18 protein-coding genes are annotated in these 21,360 nt (G+C 67.4%); 11 read left to right on the top strand and 7 right to left on the bottom strand.

The window, feature by feature from the left end; all coding sequences use genetic code 11:
* The first annotated feature begins 27 nt into the window (after positions 1 to 27).
* From ACFWFP_RS21375 to ACFWFP_RS21390, 4 genes are all read left to right on the top strand, one after another.
* On the top strand, positions 28 to 1,680 hold the full coding sequence (locus tag ACFWFP_RS21375; RefSeq protein ID WP_379297592.1) for an acyl-CoA synthetase: 1,653 nt from the start codon (positions 28 to 30) through the stop codon (positions 1,678 to 1,680).
* 5 nt (positions 1,681 to 1,685) lie between these two features.
* Positions 1,686 to 3,350, top strand: coding sequence for a GMC oxidoreductase (locus ACFWFP_RS21380; RefSeq protein ID WP_379297594.1), 1,665 nt, complete (start codon positions 1,686 to 1,688; stop codon positions 3,348 to 3,350).
* Between the two features lie 105 nt (positions 3,351 to 3,455).
* Complete coding sequence (locus tag ACFWFP_RS21385) at positions 3,456 to 4,322, top strand: oxygenase MpaB family protein (protein ID WP_379297596.1); 867 nt, start codon at positions 3,456 to 3,458, stop codon at positions 4,320 to 4,322.
* A 71-nt stretch (positions 4,323 to 4,393) separates the two neighbouring features.
* Complete coding sequence (locus ACFWFP_RS21390; protein ID WP_379297598.1) at positions 4,394 to 5,068, top strand: TetR/AcrR family transcriptional regulator; 675 nt, start codon at positions 4,394 to 4,396, stop codon at positions 5,066 to 5,068.
* Positions 5,069 to 5,153: 85 nt separating this feature from the next.
* Here the strand turns inward: ACFWFP_RS21390 and ACFWFP_RS21395 are convergent, their stop codons facing one another.
* The 3 genes from ACFWFP_RS21395 to ACFWFP_RS21405 form a co-directional block, all read right to left on the bottom strand.
* A complete protein-coding gene (locus ACFWFP_RS21395) occupies positions 5,154 to 6,674 on the bottom strand; it encodes an aldehyde dehydrogenase family protein (protein ID WP_379297709.1) in 1,521 nt (506 codons plus the stop codon).
* A 150-nt stretch (positions 6,675 to 6,824) separates the two neighbouring features.
* Complete coding sequence (locus tag ACFWFP_RS21400) at positions 6,825 to 8,615, bottom strand: FAD-dependent oxidoreductase (protein ID WP_379297600.1); 1,791 nt, start codon at positions 8,613 to 8,615, stop codon at positions 6,825 to 6,827.
* Positions 8,608 to 10,029: an NAD(P)/FAD-dependent oxidoreductase gene (locus ACFWFP_RS21405; RefSeq protein WP_379297602.1), complete on the bottom strand. Its 1,422-nt coding sequence runs from the start codon at positions 10,027 to 10,029 to the stop codon at positions 8,608 to 8,610. Before ACFWFP_RS21405 ends, ACFWFP_RS21400 begins: the two co-directional genes overlap by 8 nt.
* Positions 10,030 to 10,232: 203 nt before the next feature.
* On the opposite strand from ACFWFP_RS21405, the gene ACFWFP_RS21410 reads away from it, so the two are divergent.
* Complete coding sequence (locus ACFWFP_RS21410; RefSeq protein ID WP_379297604.1) at positions 10,233 to 10,871, top strand: TetR/AcrR family transcriptional regulator; 639 nt, start codon at positions 10,233 to 10,235, stop codon at positions 10,869 to 10,871.
* Here the strand turns inward: ACFWFP_RS21410 and ACFWFP_RS21415 are convergent.
* Positions 10,868 to 12,040, bottom strand: coding sequence for an AI-2E family transporter (locus ACFWFP_RS21415; RefSeq protein WP_379297606.1), 1,173 nt, complete (start codon positions 12,038 to 12,040; stop codon positions 10,868 to 10,870). The two genes, ACFWFP_RS21410 and ACFWFP_RS21415, sit on opposite strands and share 4 nt — an antisense overlap.
* A gap of 132 nt (positions 12,041 to 12,172) precedes the next feature.
* Between ACFWFP_RS21415 and ACFWFP_RS21420 the strand changes: the two genes are divergently transcribed.
* The 4 genes from ACFWFP_RS21420 (at position 12,173) to ACFWFP_RS21435 (ending at position 16,328) form a co-directional block, all read left to right on the top strand.
* Positions 12,173 to 12,811 carry a TetR/AcrR family transcriptional regulator gene (locus ACFWFP_RS21420; RefSeq protein ID WP_379297608.1) on the top strand — a complete coding sequence of 213 codons (639 nt, stop codon included), beginning with the start codon at positions 12,173 to 12,175 and terminating at the stop codon, positions 12,809 to 12,811.
* On the top strand, positions 12,808 to 14,403 hold the full coding sequence (locus ACFWFP_RS21425; RefSeq protein WP_379297610.1) for an MDR family MFS transporter: 1,596 nt from the start codon (positions 12,808 to 12,810) through the stop codon (positions 14,401 to 14,403). Before ACFWFP_RS21420 ends, ACFWFP_RS21425 begins: the two co-directional genes overlap by 4 nt.
* Before the next feature lie 169 nt (positions 14,404 to 14,572).
* A complete protein-coding gene (locus tag ACFWFP_RS21430) occupies positions 14,573 to 14,857 on the top strand; it encodes a hypothetical protein (protein ID WP_379297612.1) in 285 nt (94 codons plus the stop codon).
* A gap of 217 nt (positions 14,858 to 15,074) precedes the next feature.
* Complete coding sequence (locus ACFWFP_RS21435) at positions 15,075 to 16,328, top strand: MFS transporter (RefSeq protein ID WP_379297614.1); 1,254 nt, start codon at positions 15,075 to 15,077, stop codon at positions 16,326 to 16,328.
* Positions 16,329 to 16,345: 17 nt separating this feature from the next.
* On the opposite strand, the gene ACFWFP_RS21440 is transcribed toward ACFWFP_RS21435, so the two are convergent.
* Positions 16,346 to 17,557 (bottom strand): AI-2E family transporter, encoded by a 1,212-nt coding sequence (locus ACFWFP_RS21440; RefSeq protein ID WP_379297616.1) that lies wholly within the window; start codon positions 17,555 to 17,557, stop codon positions 16,346 to 16,348.
* A 68-nt stretch (positions 17,558 to 17,625) separates the two neighbouring features.
* On the opposite strand from ACFWFP_RS21440, the gene ACFWFP_RS21445 reads away from it, so the two are divergent.
* Entirely contained in the window at positions 17,626 to 17,994 is a 369-nt protein-coding gene (locus tag ACFWFP_RS21445) for a VOC family protein (RefSeq protein WP_379297618.1), read from the top strand.
* 78 nt (positions 17,995 to 18,072) lie between these two features.
* On the opposite strand, the gene ACFWFP_RS21450 is transcribed toward ACFWFP_RS21445, so the two are convergent.
* Positions 18,073 to 19,908 (bottom strand): glycoside hydrolase family 15 protein, encoded by a 1,836-nt coding sequence (locus tag ACFWFP_RS21450; protein WP_379297620.1) that lies wholly within the window; start codon positions 19,906 to 19,908, stop codon positions 18,073 to 18,075.
* A gap of 218 nt (positions 19,909 to 20,126) precedes the next feature.
* Between ACFWFP_RS21450 and ACFWFP_RS21455 the strand changes: the two genes are divergently transcribed.
* The gene (locus tag ACFWFP_RS21455) at positions 20,127 to 20,312 is read left to right on the top strand and encodes a hypothetical protein (protein ID WP_378652994.1); all 186 of its coding nucleotides are present in this window, start codon (positions 20,127 to 20,129) and stop codon (positions 20,310 to 20,312) included.
* On the opposite strand, the gene ACFWFP_RS21460 is transcribed toward ACFWFP_RS21455, so the two are convergent.
* Positions 20,302 to 21,303, bottom strand: a complete 1,002-nt coding sequence (locus tag ACFWFP_RS21460) for an AraC family transcriptional regulator ligand-binding domain-containing protein (RefSeq protein WP_379297622.1) — start codon at positions 21,301 to 21,303, stop codon at positions 20,302 to 20,304. The two genes, ACFWFP_RS21455 and ACFWFP_RS21460, sit on opposite strands and share 11 nt — an antisense overlap.
* Positions 21,304 to 21,360 lie beyond the last annotated feature (57 nt).

Here is a 21,360-nt window from a genome sequence, read left to right on the forward strand (position 1 = left end):
CGACCAGAACCCACCAGAGGATCATCGATGAAGCTGACGAACGGCACCGTGGCCGCCGTGCGCGAGAAATTGACGGCGGTGCGTCGCCTGCACCAGACCGGCCTGATCGACCTATGGCGACCGCGCCGGATCAAGCGCATGATCGCGCTCAACAACTCCTACGGCCCGCAGGCGGCGATGATCAGCGCCGGGGCGGCCGATCGGCCCGACCAACCCGCGCTGACCGACGAGCGCGGGGTGCTGACCTACCGCGAGCTCGACGAGCAGTCCAACGCCCTGGCCCACGGTTTGCTCGCGCAGGGCCTGCGCGGCGGCGACGTGATCGGCGTGCTGGCCCGTGACCATCGTGGCCTGGTGCTGGCGATGGTGGCGGCGGGCAAGGCCGGGTTGCGCCTGGCCATGCTGAACACCAGTTTCGCCAAGCCGCAACTCACCGAAGTCGCTGTGCGGGAGAAGGTTCGCGCGATTCTGTTCGACAGCGAATTCGCCGGACTGGTCGATGCTCTGCCCGCGGACATGCCACGCATTCTCAGCTGGGTCGATGAGGAGTACACGCCGCTGCCGGGCGCGGTGACCATCGCCATGCTGGTGTCGGCGAACAGCGGTGACCCGCTGCCGCCGCCGGACCGGCCCGCCGGCTTCATCATCCTCACCAGTGGCACTACCGGTCTGCCCAAGGGCGCTCCGCGGACGAAGGTATCTCCGTTCGCCACCGCACTCGTCGTCGACCGGGTCCCGTTTCCGCGCGGCGGGGTCGTGATGATCGCGACCCCGGTCTTTCACACCACGGGTATGGGCACCTGGACGATAGCCAGCGCGCTCGGCGCGCACATCGTGCTGCGGCGCCGCTTCGACGCGAAAGCCACGTTGGCGGCGATCGAGAAGCATTCGGTCCAGATGCTGGTCGCGGTGCCGACCCAGTTGAACCGCATTCTCGCGCTCGGCCCCGAGACCATCGCCGAGTACGACACCTCGACGTTGCGCACCGTGTTCGTCGGCGGCGCACCGCTGCCACCCGACCTGGCGATCCGATGGCAGGACGCCTTCGGCGACGTGCTCTACAACGGGTACGGCTCCACCGAGGTCGCGATCACCGCCGTTGCCCAGCCGCACGAATTGCGTCGTGCGCCGGGCACAGTCGGGCGGGCGCCGGTCACCGCGCGCATCGCGCTCTACGACGGTGACGATCGCCGGATCACCGCGGCGAACGTCTCGGGGCGTATCTTCGCCCGCACCGTCGCCCCGTTCGAGGGGTACACCGACGGGAAGACCAAACAGATCATCGACGGGTACATGTCGACCGGGGACATGGGCCACTTCGACGCCGACGGGCTGCTGTTCATCGACGGCCGCGACGACGACATGGTCGTCTGCGGCGGCGAGAACGTCTATCCGCTGGAGGTGGAGAACCTGCTGATAGCTCGCGCCGATATCGCCGACGTCGCGGTGATCGGTGTCGACGACACGGACTTCGGACAGCGATTGCGTGCCTTCATCGTTGCCGCCTCCGACGAGAAGCCGGACGCGCAGGAGATCAAGGACTATGTCAAGGACAACCTCGCCAGGTACAAGGTGCCGCGCGACGTGGTGTTCCTCGACGAGATGCCACGCAACCCCACCGGCAAGATCGTGCGCAAGGCACTGACCGAACACGTCCTCGACGAACACGGGGGGCGATGAGAGTCATGACCGAATACGACTATGACGTGATAGTGATCGGTTCCGGATTCGGCGGCAGCGTCACTGCCCTGCGGCTGACCGAAAAGGGTTACCGCGTCGGCGTTCTCGAATCCGGGCGGCGGTGGAATCCCGAGGATTTCCCGAAGTCCAACTGGAACATCCGCAAGTCGTTGTGGATGCCACGACTCGGCTTGACCGGACCGCAGCGCATCAGCGTTCTCGGCAAGTGCGCGGTGTTCAGCGGGTCGGGTGTCGGCGGTGGGTCGGTGATCTACGGCAACACCCTGTACGAGCCGCTGCCCGCGTTCTACGAAGACCGCGCCTGGTCGCACATCACGGACTGGAAATCGGAGTTGGCGCCGTATTACGACCAGGCGAAACGGATGCTCGGTGTGCAGACCAATCCGCGCGTCGGGCCCAAAGACGAAGTACTGCTCAAGATTTCCGAGCGCCGGGGGGTGGCCGACACGTTCCACCGCACGAACGTCGGGGTCTTCTTCAACGAGGGTGCGGAGGGCACGGAGGTGCCCGATCCGTACTTCGGTGGTGCCGGGCCGACGCGCGCGGGCTGCATTCATTGCTCCGAATGTCTGACCGGGTGCACACACAACGCCAAGAACACCACCACGGTGAACTATCTGTACCTGGCCGAGCACAACGGTGCCGAGGTGCACCCGCTCACCACGGTCACCTCGGTTCGGCCGGACGGCAACGGCGGCTACCTCGTCGAGACCATGCGTTCGGGCGGTATCGTCCGCCGGGATCGGCGCCAATTCACCGCGGGCCAAGTCGTCTTCGCCGCGGCCGCGCTGGGTACTCAGAAGTTGCTGCACCGCATGCGCAACGATGGTGTGCTGCCCGAGTTGTCGCCTCGGCTCGGGGAGCTGACCAGAAGCAATTCCGAGGCCGTGGTCGCGGTGTGCAGCCGCAGTCGATACGACCTGTCCCAGGGCGTGGCGATCACCTCCTCGATTCATCCTGAGCCGCACACGCATATCGAGGTGTGCTCGTACGGCAAGGGGCAGAACGCGCTGTTCACCCAGGGCCTGCCGATGGTCGACGGCGGTGCGTTCCGGGTGCTGCGGCTGCTGCTCCTGGTGGCGGCGCATCCCCTCGAGTTCATCCGGCTGAAGAATGTCCATCGTGCTGCCGAGCGCTCGGTCGTGCTGCTCGTGATGCAATCGCTGGACAACTCGCTGACCTCCTTTCTGAAAGGGCGACGGCTGGTTACCAGGCAGGGGTCGGGGGAACCGAATCCCGAGTGGATTCCGATCGCACACGACATCGCGCGCGAGTACGCCGCCGAAATCGATGGTGACGCGGGAAATCTGGTCACCGACCTGCTGGGTATTCCGGCCACCGCGCATTACATCGGCGGCGCCACGATCGGCGACTGCGCCGACACCGGCGTGGTCGACCCGTGGCAGCGGGTCTACGGGTATCCAGGTCTGCACATCGCCGACGGCAGTGCGGTCACGGCCAACCTCGGGGTGAATCCGTCGTTGACCATCGCCGCGCAAGCAGAGCGTGCGATGGCGTTCTGGCCCAACAAGGGTCAGGCCGACCCCCGTCCCGCGCTGGGTTCGGCCTACGTCCGCCTCGCACCGATCCTGCCCGAGCGGCCCGCTGTCCCCGCCACCGCACCCGCGGCACTGCGATACGTGCACTGACCGAAAGCTATCGCTGAGGTGATTAGTCGAATATCATCTCACTATGTCATTGCCTTAGTGGCTCTCAGTAGAAGGAGGCGCAGGACTATGCGTCAAGTGTCAACGGTGACCGATCCTGTGATGGTGGGCGAGCTCGGTGGGGTCCTGCGGTGTCGATACGGCACCGTCGAGGACTTCGATATCGAGCGATTTCTCGACGGGATCGGCGCCTTCGCCGGGGCGGGCGCGAATGTGATCGTGCAGCTCGCGAACCGGCCGGTGGGGTACGGCGTCGTCGAGAGCACCGTCGAGTCCGGCCGCGCCGACGTCCATCCGTGGAAGCGTTTGCGCACCACGCTGACCTACATCGCGGTGGCGATGCTCGGTACCGAGCAGGACCGGGATGTGTATCGGCAGGCCGTGGGTAGCGTCCATCGGCGCGTTCGTTCGGCGCCCGGCGCCGAGGTGAAGTACAACGCGTTCGATCCCGAGCTGCAGAAGTGGGTCGCGGTCTGCCTGTGCTGGGGAGTCATGGATATCCACGAACGCCTCTACGGGCCACTGGACAGGGCCACCAAGGAGGTCTTCGTGCAGTACGGGGCGCGGTTCGGCACCGGGTTGCAGATGCGGCCGGACATGTGGCCCGCCGACCTGGCGGCTTTCGAAAGTTACTTCGAATCGGGGCTGGCGAGCATCCAAATCGATGATGTGGTCGCCGAATATCTGCGCAAGCTGGTCGGTTTGCGCAATGTGCCGAGGCCGCGTCGGCTGGCCAACTTTCATCGGTTCGCCGTCACCGGTCTGCTGCCCGACACCATGCGCGCACAGCTCTACCTTCCGTGGACCGACGAGCAGGAGCGCCGCCATCGGCTGCTGTTCCGGGCCATCGGGGCCGTCTACGGCCGGCTACCGGTCCGCGCGCGGATCGTGCCGTACTCGACCGCGCTCCGGGACATGCGGCGACGTGAGCGGCTCGGTCGCCCGCTGGTCTGACAGAGTCGAGGTTGCGGGCTACCGGCAGACCACATTATGTTCGGGCTCTTGTCAGCTGAGGGGAATGGGATATGGCCGAGTCGATCAGGTTGTTGGCCCGGATTCGCGGACACGGCGGTGTCGAGCGCGATAACGCCGATGTCCTGAACGGCGCCTTGGCCGCGTTTCTGGACTTCGGGATCAAGCGCACCAGCATGGCGGAGGTGGCCCGGCGTGGCGGGTTGTCCTTGGCGACCCTGTACCGCCGGTTCGGGGGGAAGAGCGACGTCGTCCAGGCGGTGGGGCTCTGGCAGGTGCGCCACCTGCTGGAGCAGGCCGATGCCTCCATGCGCCGGCAGGCCGACGAGGGTGCCGGCGCCGAAGATCAGATCGTCGAACTGTTCGTCGCCTTCGCCCTCGGCCTGCGCAACAACCCGCTGCTCGACCGACTCCTGGCCACCGACGCCGCCACCGTGCTGCCCTACCTCACCACCGGTGGGGCGCCGGTGATCGAGCTCGGCCGAGACTTTCTGGCCGAGTTCATCACCCGCTTGCAAGAGGCGGGCAAACTCCCCGCCTACGACCCGCTCCCCGTTGCCGAGCTCGTGGCTCGTACCGCCCTGTCGCTGGTTTTGACCAGGCCGACGGTCATCCCGCTCGACGACGAGGCGGCGGCGCGCCGATTCGCCCGCGATCACATCGCACCCGGGTTCCGTCCGCTGGACGTGCGCACGGTGACCCAGGAAACCGGCGCCGAACCTCGCTAGTTCCCCGCATGAAGGCAGCGATCATCGCTTGCCGCGGACGGATGAGTCACCGGTTGGTGAGACATCCCTCCGCGGCGAGACCCGGCTACCTGCCGAAGCGGCGCCGACCGCGAGCACCGGTCGCGCGCATCGCATTCCGCATGAATCCGAAGTTCTTGAGGCTGTAGGGGTACCAGACGAGTTCGGACTTCTGCGTCGGCAGCGCCGGAGCCGTGATCGCCTGCTTGCGGCAGTACTTGCGCACGCCGTCCGCACCGCCGAATCGGTACCCGGTGCCCGACTGGCCCCAACCACCGTGGGGGAGCGCGAAATTGAACAGATTGATGGTGGCATCGTTGATGTTCACCGCGCCGACGGCCAGTCGCCGCGCGATTGCCTGCCCGCGGGACTTGTCGCCCGTCCACACCGAGGCCGACAGTCCGTACTCGGAGTCGTTGGCAAGCCGGATCGCCTCGTTCGCGTCGGCGACCTTGATGACCGGGATGGTCGGGCCGAACGTTTCCTCGGTGATGCACGACATCGAGTGATCGACGTCGACCAGCACCGTCGGTTCGAAGAAGTTCCCCTCGCCGGTCGCCTTTCCACCGGTGAGCGCTCGCGCGCCGCGGGCGAGCGCGTCATCGACGTGGCGGGTGACGATGTCGAGCTGGGCCTGGTTGGCGAGTGGACCGACATCGATGTTTCCGCTGCGGTCGTCGCGGCCGAGCCTCAGCGTCTTGACGTGGGCCACCAGCTTGTTCACGAACTCGTCGTACACCGCGGCCTCGACATACACCCGCTCCACCGACACGCACAGCTGTCCGGCGTTGGTCAGCGCGCCGAAGGCGATGCCGTTGGCCGCGCGATCGAGGTCGGCGTCGGCCAGCACGATCGCGGGGTCCTTGCCGCCCATCTCGAGGCTGTAGGGCAGCGTGCGTTCCGCGCACGCGACCGCGATGCGGCGCCCGGTGTTGCCGGAGCCGGTGAACTGGATGAAATCAGCGTTGCCGACTACCGCGGCACCGGTGGCGCCGGACCCGGAGACCACCGTGAACACCGGCGGCGCGCCGATCTCGGCCCAGCCGCGGGCGAGGACGAGCGGCGTCAGCGGGGTGACCTCCGACGGCTTGAGCAGCACCGCGGCGCCCGCGGCGAGCGCCGGAACGAGATCGGAAGCGGGCATCGCGAGGGGGAAGTTCCACGGCGTGATGATGCCGACCACCGGATACGGCGTGTAGGTGGTGGTCAGCTTCTTGACCCGCATCAGCGGGGTGTGGGGGGTCACGGCGGTATCGGCGAGAAACTTCGCGGCGTTTCGGGCGTAGTAACCCAGGAGGTCGACGGTGAAGGCGACCTCGACCTCGGCCTCCACCCGGGGCTTTCCTGACTCGTCTTGAATCGAGTCCGCCAGCTCGCCGGCATGGTCGAGCACCCAATCCTGCAGCTTGAGCAGCCACTGCTTGCGTCCGGCCGCGCTGATCGAAGCCCACCGCGGCTGTGCTGTGCGTAGCGCGGCCGCGGCCGCGGCAACGTCCGCCGGAGTCGACACGGCGACGGTGCCGACCAGTTCTCCGGACGCCGGGTTGCGAACAGCCAGTTCTCCGGACGCCGGGTTGCGAACAGCCAGTTCAGTGGCGTCGACGGTAGGGGTGGCGGAATCAGACACTTGTTCTCCTGGATCGGTTTCGTGCTGCCCGCCGCGGACTATTCTGGTGCGACGCGACACCACAAATGAAGTGGTGTCAGCGTGCCCCAGAAATCGTGGTTGGTCAAGGGGTCAGCCGTCGAGTAGATGCGGCAAACCGGCGCGGAAGCGGTCCGCGTCGATGGCTTTGGCGGCAGCGAACGCGGGAAGCGAGACCAGCGGGAAGATCTGGGCTCGGGGGCTCGGGTCGTCGGCGGCGTCGAGGATGGCGTTGGCGGCGGCGCGGCCGGATTCGTTGGCGCCTTCCATGGTGGCCAGGTCGATGTGGTTGCGGACGTGATCGCCGCCGAAGTAGAGGTTGGGAATCGCGCAGTGCGCGTCGGGGCGATTGTCGTAGGAGCCGACGGTGTTCACCAGCAGCGGGGTTTCGTTGTGGATGGTGTTTCCCGACCAGGTGATGCCGGGGTCGAGATGCCAGGAATGGATGTCTTCGTCACGCAACCAGTCGGTGCCGGTGTTGAGCCAGGCTTTGAGCTGCGCCCAGGTCTCGGTGGCGATCTCGGCGGCGGTGCACTCCTTGGCGGTCCGGCCGAAGTGGATTCCGGGTGTGTCCCAGTCGGAGATGTCGACCGACAGACACTCCAGCACCGAGCCGTCGCCGTAGGTGGCGGGGAAGTCGCCCACCCACATGGGGGCTTGGCGCAGGGCGGTGAGGGCCCAGGGGGAGCCGAGCGCGGCGATGTGTCCCTCGGGGATCTCGGTGGGGCGGCGCAGGTAGTACTGGATGCCGACCATCCAGTCGGTGACCAGGTTCCGCATCCCGCCCAGGCGCGGATCGGCGTCGATGATCGCGTCGTCGAGAAGGTCGACGGCGCGATCGACCGGCATGGCGCACAGATAGTGGTCAGCAGTCACCGTCGAGGTCCCGCCTGTTCCGCTGATCGTCGCGCCCGCGATGCGACCGCCGGCCATCTGCAATGCGGCAAGGCCCTGTCCCATGACGAAGCGGACGCCGAGCGTGCGCAGGTAGTCGACCCACGGATCGATCCAGGCGATGTTGGTCGGGCGGTTGAGGATTCGGTCGACCCCACCGGCGAATTGCGGAACCGTGCCGGATGCGGCGAGGACCAGGGCCTCACCGATCGTGCCGATGGTTCGTGCCGAGCTGGTCTGTGGCTTCGCGGCGACGGTGATCCGGGTGAGCGCGTTCACCAGGTATTTCCGGTAGGCGGGCGACTTTCCTTCGGCCTGCATGATCTGTTCCCAGGTCACGTACTCCCACTGGCCGAAGCGCCGCTCGGTGCTGGAGGTGAACCACACGAGCATCTGCTTGGCGAAGAACGCCAGCTCATGTGGCGGCAGGTCGGGGATGAAGCCGAGCGCGCCGATGATGCTGTTCTGCACCAGTTCCGGCGTCAGCTGACTCAGCCCACCGAGCTCGACGGGGGCGAAGATCGGCGGAAGGTCCTGGAATCCGGCGACCGTACCCTCGACCCGCACCAGATTGTCGCGCACACCGTTCGGGTTGCCGGGGAACGGGATTCGGCTCATCGTGTCGGGAACGTGCTGATAGCAGCCGGGGAAGAAGCGGAACCCGTGCTCACCCGGCAGGTGCTGACGACCGGGTGAGGCGGTCCCCGGCACGCCCATGCTGCGGGCCTTGCCACCGAGGAACGCGGGTTCGTAGACGGTGATGTCGTAGCCGCGCTCGGCCAGTTCGTGCGCGGCGCTGAGCCCGGCCATGCCGCCACCGAAAATCGCCACCGACTTGCCGCCGGAGCGCAAGAGTGGCGAGCGCCGGGCGGTCGTCGCTGACGCGAACGCTGGGGGAGTCACGGCTAGGGCCGCTCCGGCGACGAGCCCGGCGCGCAACGCGGTGCGGCGGGTGATCGGTGCTGACAACGGTGTCGGCTGATCAGGCATGGTGTTCTCCTGGACCTGCGGTGGTGAGGGTGAAAGGCGGGCTCGGCGGTGGGGTGGCATCAGGTGCGGTGCCACGCAGGGTTGTTCGTGTGGTTCGCCGTTCGCTGGTCGAGTCGCGGATCTCGCGCGCCATATCGGCGAGGACGGCGGGCAGGTGTACCCACTGATGGAGCGAGGCACGGACTGCGAGGCCCAGTGCGCGGGACGGGGTATACAGGTCGGCGGGGCGGTGGGTGCGGGAGAAGATGCCCGCGGTGATCTCCGCCAACTCCGGGTCGCCGGCGGCGGTGCGGTAGAGCTCGATCTCCAAGGGCCGCAACGTTTCCCCACGTGCCAGCCGGTTCGTCCAGTGGAAGATCTCGCGGCATTCGACGACGCGACGACGCTCCCACTCCGACAGGGCCGCGTCGAGGGCCTGCGGGTCGTCGAGGACCTCGTCGACCGACTCGGCGAGAGTGCGTCCGTAGTGCAGGGCGTCGCGGATGCCCTGCGCGGTGACGGGATCTTTGAAATGTCCGGAGTCGCCGGGTAGCGCCCAGCCCGGGCCCGCCGAACGCCGGAAGTACGAGGAAATACCGGTGGCGGAACGGATCCGGCCTACGCGCTCACAGCCGCGCAGGCGGCTGGTCAGGTCCGGAATCCGGGCGAGGGCCTCGGTGTAGCGGCGTTCCGCGGCACCGGGACCGCGACCGAGATCGCTGACCGTGGGCGGCTGCACCAGGCTGAGCACCAGGCCGTCGTCGCATGGGAAGGCGGTGCCGAGGTCGGCGCCGACGCGCCACTGGGCGGCGATGTGGCGGGGGGCGTCGGCGGTGTCTCGCCAGTAGGCGAAGAAGCAGTCGCGCCCGCTCGGCACGGTCAGGAACGGCCGCTCGGCGCCCACCGCGCGGGCGATGGTGCTACGCCGCCCGTCCGCGCCGACAACGAGCGCGGCGCGGATCTCCCTGGTCTGGCCCGCGGCGTCGAGGTATCGCACACCGGCGCAACGGTTTCCGTCCCACACCACCGAGGTGACCCGGCAACGCGGCCGCACCTCGGCGCCCGCGTTCACCGCGGTGCGCAGCAGCGCGGCGTCGAGTCCGGTGCGGCGCACGCACATCGCGTAGTCGATGCCGTCGACCGAGGGGAAGCCGGAACCGACACCGTGGCCTGCGGCCTGCGCGTAGGCCCTGGTCAGCCGTGGCGCACCGAGAGCTTCGACGGCGGCCAACGCATCGAGGCGCCGGAGTTCGGCCAGCCCGGCCGGCCAGAGCAGGTGGGTGGACAGTGTGTCCGACGGCAAGGCGGCGGCGTCGAGCACGACCACAGCGTGGCCCGCCCTCGCGAGCGTCGCCGCGGTAGCCGATCCCGCGCAGCGCGCGCCGACCACGACGACCTCGGTCCGTTCGACCACAGCGACAGGGGAATCGACCATGGGAACCACCTCGGTCACTGAGTCTCGGACAGTGTGTCCGAATGATGATGAGGCGGGCCGCGTTCTTGTGTCAATAGCCAACCGGGACAGGGGGATTGCCGTCGCTCGCACCCTGCCGCCGTGGCGGCCCGCGGGTCTACGGGCACAATGGGTCGCATGGGCAATGTCAGCGCACCCGTTGCGGCATCGGCGACGGATGGCCGATGCCCTCACTGACCCGTGTCCCGCGATCAGCGCGCAAACCCACCGACGATCGGCGGGCGGAATTCGAACGTCGCGTCCTGGCCGCGGTCGAAGACCTGCTGGCCGACGGCACGCCGTTCACCGAGATCGCCGTGCAGAAGATCGCCGCGGCGTCCGGGTCGGCGAGATCGACCTTCTATCGCTACTTTCCGGACAAGAGCAGGCTGCTGATCCGGATGGCCGAGTTGGCCACCACCGATCTGTTCGCCGCGGCGGAGACGTGGTGGAGTGCCGAGCACACCGATCAGCAGGCCGGAGTCGTGCTGGCCATGCGCGCGATGATCGGCGGTTTCCGCGACCATCGCTACCTGCTGCTCGCCCTGACCGAAGTGGGCTCCTACGACCGGGAAGTCGGCGCCTACTGGCGCTCCCGAGTGGCGACCTTCGCCGAGCTGGTGCGTGCCCGGCTGGAGGCCGAACAGGCAGCGGGCCGCGTCGCCGCGCGGCTCGATCCCCGAGCCACCGCCCTGATCCTCACATCGATGGTCGAACGGACGATCTCCGTCGCCTTCGCCGCCGAAACCGGCGTCGGCGAGGAGGAATTGGCCGAATCACTCGGCCGCGCGATCTGGCTCGTCATCTACGGAGACGCGCCCTAGTCGCTTTCTTTCTGTGATGCCCCGCCGTCCTGGGCTGCGGCGGCGGATCGTTTGCGCCGCGGTATCGTCTGGTCGATGCGGGGATCCTCGGTCACCGCATAGTGTTTCACGTATTCGGACAGGAATGCCTGGACGGTGGCGGTGGCCGGGATGGCCAGCAGTGCGCCGACCGCGCCGAGTAGCGCGCCACCGGCGAGTACCGACAGCAGGGCGATCGCGGCGTTGACGTCGACGGTGCGCGCGGTGATGCGCGGTTGCAGCAGATAGTCCTGGAACCACTGGTAGATGATCGCGAACACGATGATCCATACCGCGTCCATCGGGTCGACCGTCAGCGCCACGAAGATCGGGACGATCGCGGCGATGTAGGTGCCGACGGTCGGGATGAACGCGGAGATCACGCCGAACCAGACACCCAGGGCGATGGGGTTGGGTAGATGCAGGATCGACAGGAATACCGCGTGCACGACCGCGGAGACGATCGCCAGCAGCAACCGCGAGAACAGGTAGCCGCCGGTCTTGTCGATGGCGAGGTCCCAGGCGTGCAGGAACGTCTGCTGGCGTGTGGGCGGCAGTAGCGAGCACAGGGTGCGCCGCACCTTCGGGCCGCCCGCCGTGAGGTAGACGCTGAACAGCGCGATGGTCAGGACCTGGGCCAGGCCGCCGAGGACCGTGGTGGACACGCCCCAGGCATTGTCGGCGGCGGTGTGGGCGTAGCTCTCGAGCAGGTCGGATTCGCGCAGCAGCCGCTGACTCAGGTCGCGCATCGTGAAGTGCTGACCGAAGGTGTGATTGACCCAGTCCACGCCCTCGTCGAGTAGTCGTGGCGTCTCATGGGCCAGGTTGGTCGCCGTCTCCACGAGCAAGGTCACCAGTGCGGCGAGGAAGGCCAGCACGCACAGGAAGGTGGCGATGAAGACCAGGCCGGTGGCGAGACCGCGCGGCATTCCCCGTCGTACCAGCAGTGCGACAGGGGGCTCCATCGCCAGCGAGATGAAGAACGCGACGAACAAGATGATCAGGATGCCGGTGAGCCGGTGGAATGCCCAGTTCGCGAGCAGGAACAGTCCGAAGAACACCAGTGCCAGCACCATCGCCCGAGGTAGCCACGTCGGCATTCTGGTACGCGGGGGCTCCTGCGCGGCGCTGTCCTCTGGGGTGGTGTCCACGACTCTCAGTGTCGCCCCGGATCGGCTCTTTTCCCGGCATCAACGCGGCGTTGACCTGCTCGAACACTCGGGCGGCCGCCCCGGAAGAAATTGCAGTTCCTGAAATATTGCAGTTTATGCTAATTTATGGACGTGACTCAGGAGCCGGTCAAACAGGCCGCGGTCGGTCTGCGTGAACAGAAGAAGCAACGGACCCTGCTCGATCTGTGCCTCGCCGCACGGCGATTGGCGGTCGAACACGGGCTGGACGCGACGAACGTCGACGACATCGCGAAGGCGGTGGGCGTCTCACCGCGCACCTTCTTCAACTATTACGAGACCAAGCTCGATGCGGTGGTCGGCCCGATCGGAGAGATAGGTACACCCGAGGCCAGACACGAATTCGTCGGAGGCGGCCCGACCGGTGTGCTCATCGAAGACCTCACTTTTCTGCACGCCGCGGGCTTCCAGCCGGAAAGCGAAGTGCGCGAAGGTATCTCGCTGGTCACCAAACTGGTCATGGCCGAGCCGAGAGTGCTCGCCGCGTTCATCGCGTCCGGCGCCCGGATGGAGGCCGCCATCGCCGAACTCCTCACGGCCAGGTGCGGGGCCGACGTCGACCCCGAATTCGCCTCGCTCACCGCGGGAATCATGACAACCATCACCACGCGGGCGGCGATGTCGCTGGCCGCGGACCCGAACGGGTCGCTGGCGGCAGCGCTGCACGAGCACTGCGCCATGGCCGCCCGGCTGTTCCGGCCGGACGACAGCACAAGGGAGACGCTCCGATGACCACGACGGCCGACTCGCCGCCCACCCCGATCGTCCTGACACAGAAGCGGATCTGGCTGATCTTCTCCGCGCTGATCGCGGGCATGTTCCTGGCCAGCCTCGATCAGATGATCGTCGGTACCGCGATGCCGACCATCGTCGGCGAACTCGGCGGCGTCTCCCACATGGCCTGGACCGCCACCTCGTACCTGCTCGCCACCACCATCGTGATGCCGATCTACGGAAAACTCGGCGACATGTTCGGCAGGCGGTGGCTGTTCCTGTTCGCGATCACCGTCTTCACCGTGGCGTCGATCGGTGCCGCCGCGTCGACCGGGTTCTGGGAGTTCATCGCGTTCCGCGGTCTGCAGGGCGTGGGCGGCGGTGGTCTGATGATCCTGGCGCAGGCCATCATCGCCGATGTGGTGCCTGCCAAGGATCGCGGCAAGTACATGGCGCCGATGGGTGCCGTCTTCGGTATCACCTCGGTCGCCGGACCGCTGCTCGGCGGACTGTTCGCCGACCACCTCGACTGGCGGTGGTGCTTTTGGATCAACGTGCCGATCGGCATCGCCGCGCTGTTCATCGCCTTCCGCTACCTCAACATTCCCAGCCATCGGCCCAAGTTCCGGCCCGACTATCTCGGCATCGTGCTCATGTCGACCGCGACCACCTTGCTGATCCTGATCACCGACTGGGGCGGCAAGCAGTACGCCTGGGGCTCGACGGTGATGGTGTCGATGATCGTCGCGCTCGTCGTCGTGGTCGCGGCCTTCGTGTTCGTCGAGTCGCGGGCCGAGGAGCCGATGCTGCCGCTGTGGCTGTTCCGCAATCGCACTTTCGTGCTCACCTCGCTGATCGGATTCCTCGTCGGCCTGGTGATGTTCGCGGCGATCGGCTTCATCCCGACCTACCTGCAGATGGCCAGCGGTACCTCCGCGTCGGTGTCGGGCCTGCTGCTGATCCCGATGATGATCGGCATGATGCTCACGCTGATCACCTCGATGAACGCGATCACCAAAACCGGTCGTTACCGGGTGTATCCGCCGATCGGTGCCGCGCTGATCGGAATCGACATGCTGTGGCTGACCCGCCTGGACGCCAACACCTCGATGTGGCTGGTCTCGGCCATGCTGTTCGTGATGGGCGCAGGTCTCGGCCTGATCATGCAGATCATCGTGCTCGTGGTGCAGAACGCGGTGGCTCCCGACCAGATCGGCACGGCGACCAGCGCCAACAACTACTTCCGTGAAATGGGTGGCGCGCTGGGCATCGCGATCTTCGGTTCGATCTTCACCAGCAGGCTGACCGAGAACCTCACCGGCGCGTTCCAGGCGAACTGGCAGGAAGCGGCAGCGGCGAAGATCGACCCGAGCGCACTGATCCCCTCGGTGGTGAAGAACCTGCCGGACAACCTGCACGACGCGATCGTCGGCGCCTACGTCGACGCGCTGGTCCCCGGGTTCTGGTACCTGATCCCGGGTGCGGTGCTGGCATTCGCGCTCGCGCTGTTCATCCCGCATCTGACGCTGTCCGACGAAGCGGGAATGGTCGCGCGCGGTGAAGCGGTGATGGCCGAGACCGATGAGCCGGACCTGGTCAAGGAGAGCTGAACCGGCGCCCGCGGATCTGGCTCGCTGATCGCGAATGTATAAGGCCCGCTGCTGATTTCGGCAGGGCGGCCCTATCATTCTTAGCGGACACCGTGCGACGCCCGCAGCGCCGATCAGAGGGAGCGAGTCAGTGACTACCTATACCGATCAGTGGTCGGAACTGTTCGGCATGACCCTCGACGACTGGCTGTGCACCGGAACCGTAAACGAGGTGCACCCGGACCTGAGCTGGGATCGGGTGCGCCGGCACGCGGTGGCGGAGATGAACACACGGCTGGCGGGCAGTTGGAATGCCGTCGTCGACGAGACCGGGATGATCAGCAGCGCCTCGCTCGAGCTCTTCGACGACGGGCACATGAAAGTGATCGCCACCGAGGTGCGGGTCGCGACGATCGACAGCATCGCCTGGATGTCGCAGCTCAGTGTCAGGCGTCAGGCGGACATGTCTGCCTGAGCTCGCCGAGGAGGCACGGCAGGGGCTGTCGATCGCCGGTGGTCGTGCGGTTTGGCATGATCGGTTCAGCCGTCGCTGCGATGTGCCGACCGTTCGGCGCGACGATGACGCACCGGGTTCCGGGCACCCCGCGCCGGGCTGACCGACCAGCACCGGACTAACGGTGTCGTCCGTTTTCCGCCGGACCCGGAGCGGTGCGATTCCTATCGTCGATTCCATGGAAAGCGAACGGATTCCGGAGATGTCGACCACGGTGTTACGTGCGCCGGTCGTGTGGTTCATGGCGCTGGCCGCCGCACTGGCGACCGCGAGTGTCTACCTGCTGCAACCGGCCGTCGCCGAGGTCGCCGTAACGCTGGACACCTCCGCGGCGGCGATCGGCACCGCGTTGGCGTGCGGCCCGATCGGCTATCTGGCGGGGTTGGTACTGCTGGTGCCGCTGGTGGACCGGTTCGCGCCCCGCACCGTGGTGGCGGCGCAGTTCGCGGCGCTGGCGCTGGCTTCGGCCGCCGGGGCGGCGGTCCATTCGCCGGTGGCCCTGGGGATCGTCATCGGTGTTGTCGGCGCGGGATCGGCTGTCGGGGCTCAGTTGAGCTCGGTGGCAGGGCGGTTCGCGGCGTCTCGTCGGCAGGCCACGGTTCTGGGGATCGTCACCGCGGGCATTTCGGCCGGCATTCTCGCGGGGCGGATCGTCGGTGGCTGGCTCACCGAGGTGATCGGCTGGCGCGCCATGTTGTTGGTGTTCGTGGTGCCCTGTGTCGTGGTGGCGGCAGTGTCGTATGTCGTGCTGCCCGCAGTGCGTGGGCGGTCGGCTGCCGGATATCTGGACACGGTGCGGGGGATACCCGGACTCTTCGTCCGCTTCGCCGCGCTGCGCTGGGCGGCGACGCGAGGTGCGCTGTGGTTCTTCGCGTTCTGTGCGGTGTGGGCTGGGCTCGCGGTGGCGCTGTCGCAGCCGCCGTACTCGTATTCCCCCGAACGGATCGGCCTGTACGCCTGCGCTGGGCTGGCGGGCGTGCTCGCCACCAGGATCGCCGGCAGCTGGACCGATCGGGTCGGCCACCGGACGGTGATCCTGGTCGGTCTCGCGCTTGCCCTCGGCTCGGTCGTGGTCTTGGCCGTCGCGCTGTCGAACACCGTGGTGACGCTGATCTGCCTCGGCCTGTTCGATGCCGGCCTGTTCGCCGCCCAAGTCGCCAACCAGAGTGCGGTGCTGGCGATCGATTCCGCCGCGCCTGCCCGTTTCAACAGCGCCTACATGTCGGTCTACTTCGTCGGGGGAAGCCTGGGCACGGCGTTCGGTGCGGCCGCGATCGGCTGGTTCGGCTGGCCCGGTCTGGTCGCTGCCGCCGCTACGGCCACGGCCGCGGCGGGCGTCATTGCCCTGGCCGATCGGCCGCGCACCGGTTCGTTCGGTGTCGAGGTAGGCGAGGACGACCGGGATCGTGCGGAGGTTTCGCGCGGTCGCTGAGCCGCAGGCGCGCGCCGCTAGGTACTAGGGTCGGGCGCGGCTCCGGAGTCGGATACCGGCGCGGCCTCGCCGGTATCGGCCTCGTCGGCATCGGGCTCATCGGTTGCTGGTCGCGCTCCGGTGGCCACGTCGATCTGCTCACCGATGTAGCGGATGATCACCGCGATCATCGCGACGACGGGCACCGCGAGGAAGGCCCCGGTGATGCCGTAGAGCGAGCCGCCCGCGGTGACGGCGAGCAGCACGATGACGGCGTGCAGTTCCATGCTGCGGCTTTGCAGGACCGGTTGCAGCACATTGCCTTCCAGCTGCTGCACGGCGATGACGATGCCGAGCACGATCAACGCGGTAGTGAGCCCGTTGCCGACCAGCGCGACGAGGACGGCGAGCGCGCCGGCGACGAACGCGCCGACCATCGGGATGAATCCGCCGATGAAGGTGATCACCGACAACACCAGCGCCAGCGGCACATCGAGGATGAACAGCGACGCGCCGATGAGGACGGCGTCGACCATGCTGACGATCGCCTGGGTGCGGATGAATCCACCCAGGGTCGCCCAGACCCGGTCCAGGACGGCTTCGACGTGGCGGCCGCTGCGGTTGCCGAACACCTGATGCATCCAGGGCAGAAAACGCGGCCCGTCCTTCAAGAAGAAGAACACCAGCACCAAGACCAAGAACACGGTGATCAGCAGCGAGGTCGCGGTGGACACGCCGGTGAACACCCCGTTGGCGATCTGTGCGCCGCTGGACTGGAGCCTCCCGACGATCGCCTCGACCGCGGAATCGAGTTGCTCGTCGCGGATGCGCAACGGTGGTCCCTGGATCCAGTCGCGTACCTGGTTGACCCCGTCGGTGGCCTTGTCGGCGAGCTGCGGTGCTTGATCGGCCACCGAGGGCACGATCGACGCGACGACCCCGGCCAGCACTGCGACGAACCCGAGCAGCGTGATCGACGCGGCGAGCGCAGGTCGCAGCTTGCGCCGGATCAGCCAGCGGGTCAGCGGCCACAGGATCGTGGTCACCACGACCGCCAGCGCGACGGGCAGGATCACCACCCAGAGCCGGGCGGTGATCGTGCCGAGTACCCATGCGCCCGCCGCGATCGCCACGATGCACAGCGACCACTTGGCCAGCCACAGGATCCCGCCACCGATCACGTCCCCGCGTTCACGCGAAGGCTTGTCGTTCGGTTGTGCCCCACTGGTTTTCTTCACCGGCCCGCTCACGTCGCCCAGTCTGGCACGCTCACCGCGTCCATCGGAACTTGTCGGTGCCTCGGGCTAGCGTTTCGTCCATGTCGGAAACCATCACCGTCGGCGGCATCACCATCGACAGCAACGATCCCGCCGAACTGGCCGAGTTCTGGAGCTCCGCCCTCGGTTACACGGTCCTCGTCGACTCCGGTGACTACGTCATGATCACCCCGCCCGGCGTCGGTTTCGGGGAGGGGCGCTACCTCGCGTTCCAGCTGGTTCCCGAGGCGAAGGTGACCAAGAACCGGGTGCACATCGATTTCCAGACCACGGCTCGCGCGGCCGAGGTCGCCCGGCTGACGGCGCTGGGGGCCACAGTCCACGGCGAACACTCGCTGCCCGGTTTCGCCTGGACCGTGCTGCAGGACCCGCACGGCAACGAGTTCTGTGTCGTCGCCGGTGAGAGCTGAGCGAAACTGGCACGCTGTGCACCGTGGCATGAAGTGCACAGTGTGCTGCCGGACGTGTTCGCCTCGCGAATGAGCGGATCAGTCCGACAGCGGCTCGGCCTCGGCGCGATCGAGTTCTTCGTCGAGCGCGATCGCAGCGGCGATCAGGGCCAGATGGGTGAAGGCCTGCGGGAAGTTGCCCAGCTGCTCACCCGAGGGACCGATCTCCTCGGCGAAAAGACCGACGTGGTTGGCGTAGGTGAGCATCTTCTCGAAGGCGTAGCGGGCCTGCTGCAGGCGGCCGGTCCGCGCGAGTGCCTCGACATAGAGAAAGCTGCACAGATTGAAGGTGCCTTCGGTGCCGCGCAGGCCATCCGGTGAGGCATCGGGGTCGTATCGGTAGACCAAGCTGTCGCTGACGAGCTCCTTGTCCATCGCGTCGAGGGTGCTCAGCCACATCGGGTCGGTGGGGGACAGGAATCTCATCCGGGGCATGAGCAGCAGCGAGGCGTCCAGTACGTCGGTGGCGAAGTGCTGCACGAACGCCCGGCGCTTCTCGCTCCAGCCGCGGTCGATGATCTGCCGGAAGACCGCATCGCGTTCGGCAGTCCAGCGGACCACGTCAGCGGGCCTTGCCTGCGCGTTCGCCATGCGGATGCTGCGGTCGAAGGCCACCCAGGTCATCAGCCGGCTGTAGGTGAATTCCTGGCGGCCGCCGCGAGTTTCCCAGATGCCCTCGTCGGGGCGATCCCAGTTGTCGGCGAGCCAGTCGACCAGGCCGCTGAATGTCCGCCAGCCGGCGATGGCGGCCATATCGGTCCCCTGCGCCAGCGCGTCGGCCGCTTCGCCGTAGATGTCGAGCTGGATCTGGTCAGCTGCGCCGTTGCCGACCCGGACCGGCGCCGATCCCTGGTAGCCCTCCAGGTGGGGCAGCGTTATTTCGTCCAGGCGTGGGTCGCCGTCGACGCGGTACATGATCTGCAAGGGTTCGCCGGAGGCGGTGCCGCCCGCGTCGACGCGGGCGCGCAGCCAGCGACGGAAGGCATAGGGCTCCTCGGTGAAGCCGAGGTCGCTCAGCGCCCGCACCGACAGTGAGGCGTCCCGGATCCAGGTGTAGCGATAGTCCCAATTGCGTTCGCCGCCGATCTGTTCGGGCAACCCCATGGTGGCCGCGGCGATCGGCGCGCCGGTCGGGGCGTAGGTGAGCAGTTTGAGGGTGATCGCGGAGCGATTGACCATGTCCCGCCAGCGTCCGCGGTAGGTGGACGAGCGCAACCAGGTCTGCCAGAAGCGACGGCACTGGTCGAACTCGTGGGCGATCGTTGCCCACATCGGCGCCGAGGAGAAATCCGCGCCCGCCGGTGCGGTGGTCAGCACGACCGCGGCTCGCTCACCGGCGGACAAGGTGAATCGCGCGGTCACGTCGGCGCCGTCGGGATGCAGTGCGATCGGGTCGGTGGATTGCAGGTGCAGATCGGCGATGCCGGAACGGAAGACGGCCGTTCGTTCATCGACTCGGTCGAGGGTGTGGGTGGCGCGTGCGTAGTCGAACCGGGGACGGCACGCGAGAGTGAACGTGAAGCTTCCGCGCACCACCCGCGCGAATCGCACCAATCTGTGCCGGTCGGCGGGTTCGGTGCCGCGAATCGGCTCCATGAAGTCGGCCACTTCGCCCACGCCGTCGGGCCCGGAGAACCGCGTCAGCAGGATGGCGGTGTCGGGCAGGTACAGCTGCCGGATGGTCACCGGGTTGGTGGTGTCGACGGCGAGCGAGCAGTGTCCGCCCTTCTCGCTGTCGAGCAGCGACGCGAAAATGCTCGGTGAATCGAACCGTGGCGCGCACCACCAGTCGATCGTTCCGGCGGCCGATACCAGCGCCGCTGTCTGCAGATCACCGACGATGCCGTGCTCGTCGATCGGCGGGTACGGGTTCACGAGCGCTCCTCGCCTCGGACCGCTGTGCACGCGGTCGGCGAGCTCCAGCGAACCAGCGAGCGGCGGCGCCGGCCTCATCCGGAACGGGTGAATCCGGTGCCCCGACGGTGAGGTTGGCGTGTTCGGCACGAGGTTGGCGCGTTCTGTTCTTGTCGTGGCCGCGAGGTAATTCGACACTTACGTTCGAATGGTCGATGAGTGAACGATGGGAGTGTGCGGTGACAAGGGAGAGTGCCACTGTCTATGTGATTTCCGCGCTGGAGTCGAAAGGAACCGCGACCCGCGACGACTTCGACGTAGCCGGCATCGTCGCCACGTTCCGCGACCTCATCGACGGGTGGGACTTCCGCTTGCTGGAGCGGGAAACGTTCTGGCAGATCGCCTCGACCTACCTCAGGACGTGACGTTGCGAACCGGATGCGAACCCGTTTCCCAGCGCCGCGCGGCCCGGCGTAGCGAGCCCGCATCGGAGTAGCCGAGCAGTTCCGCCTGCTTGGTGCCGCTGAGCGAGCCGCCGGACGCCGCTCGCGACAACCTCGCGCTGCGGGCCCGGTCCAGCTCGGCCCGCCAGGTGGTGCCCGATTCGGCCAGCCGTCGCTGCAAGGTGCGAGGGCTGATGTTGAGGATCTGGGCGACACTGTCGAGCGAGACCGCTCCGCCGTCGATGGCCTCGTCCACCGCGTCGGCCACTCGTGCGGGCCAGGCCGTGGCCAGGGTCGGCGGCGGCGCCAGAGCGGCGGCCAGTGGTTCCAGGACCGCGGCCAGGACGGGATCAGCGGTGTTCAGGGGCATATTCAGGTCCGCGGAGCGGAAGGTCATCGAGTCGGTCGGTGCGCCGAACTCCAGCGTGGCGGAGCCGAAGACGGCACGAAAGCCGTCGACGTGCGCGGGAGCGGCCTGACGCAGCGAGACACGCACCGGGTTCAACGGATCGTCGACGACCCGGCGGGCGCGGCTCAGGACGGCCGACAACCCCCACAGCTGGGTATGGTCCCTACCTCGGCCTTCGCCATCGAGCATCTCGAGGTACAGCGTGGACTCGTCCTCGGTCTCGGCGACCAGGTCGAACCGGTGATTGGTGGTGACCGCGGTGATGTACGGACCGCAGGTGGCCAGCCCGGCTCCCAGTGTCGGCGCCGACGCGAACAGATAGTCGTACAGCCCGAGGCTGGACAGCTCGTAACGCTGGGCCACCTGCAGCGCGACGTCCGGGCCGAGACGATGTTCGCCGACCTCCCACAACCGGGAGAACGTCGCGCTCGGTAGATGCACATCGTGGCCGGTCATCGTCCAGTCCGGGACCCCGGTATCCCGGATCAGCTGCGCACGATCGAGCCCGGCCGCACCGAGCTGGGAAATGACGAAACGGTGCAGCAAGCTCTGGTCGGTAGCCATGACGTCTCCTCGTGGCAGCACGCCGATCTGCGAACGCCTATGTCAGCCGCGGCGTTC

This window comes from Nocardia sp. NPDC060249, from assembly GCF_042728755.1.
Taxonomy (GTDB): domain Bacteria; phylum Actinomycetota; class Actinomycetes; order Mycobacteriales; family Mycobacteriaceae; genus Nocardia.